Consider the following 577-nt stretch of genomic DNA (forward strand, 5'->3'; position numbering starts at 1 on the left):
TCTTGCCTCTAGTAGAACATATAATGTATATATAAAATATAAAAAATAGCTGTAACCACGTTCGGCAATGCCACACTTTCTTCATGGTTATTAAACTAATTACCAGAAACGGAGGCACCTCTATTAAATAGCTTTCCAGAAAGCTTATTACATAATAGCATTTCTATCAAATAAAGAGCAATCTGTTTCTTAAAAAGTATGCGTATGAAAAGGATTATAGTATTTACCTTGGTTTTATGCAGTCTCACCTGTATTTTCTCTCAAAAGAAAAGTTTAACAATCTATACTCTAAAGACCGAGTATGAAAAGACGGATTCGAACACATATATTATTGAGTACAACAGCAATGGCCGTAAAGAAATCAGAAACAAGAAAAACCCCTTTGAAGGTGTAGAATCAGAACCTTGGCAAGGTAGAATGAGGATACCAACTACCACTGGAAGAACACCCAGTATTATATGTCAAGAAGTCCTAGGCCCTTATTGCAAGAGAAACGATTCAATTTCTACATATGTGAGATTGTTTTTCGATTTAAAAGGTGACCTAAAGTATCTCCGTCTAATTCTTTCAGCAGAGC

General features: G+C 34.5%; 1 protein-coding gene. It reads left to right on the forward strand.

The features are described from left to right. Positions 1 to 204: 204 nt before the first annotated feature. Positions 205 to 577 (forward strand): hypothetical protein (locus JCM10512_RS23155; RefSeq protein WP_206777888.1); only part of this gene is annotated, 373 nt, incomplete at its 3' end.

The organism is Bacteroides reticulotermitis JCM 10512, from assembly GCF_000517545.1.
Classification (GTDB): Bacteria; Bacteroidota; Bacteroidia; order Bacteroidales; family Bacteroidaceae; genus Bacteroides; species Bacteroides reticulotermitis.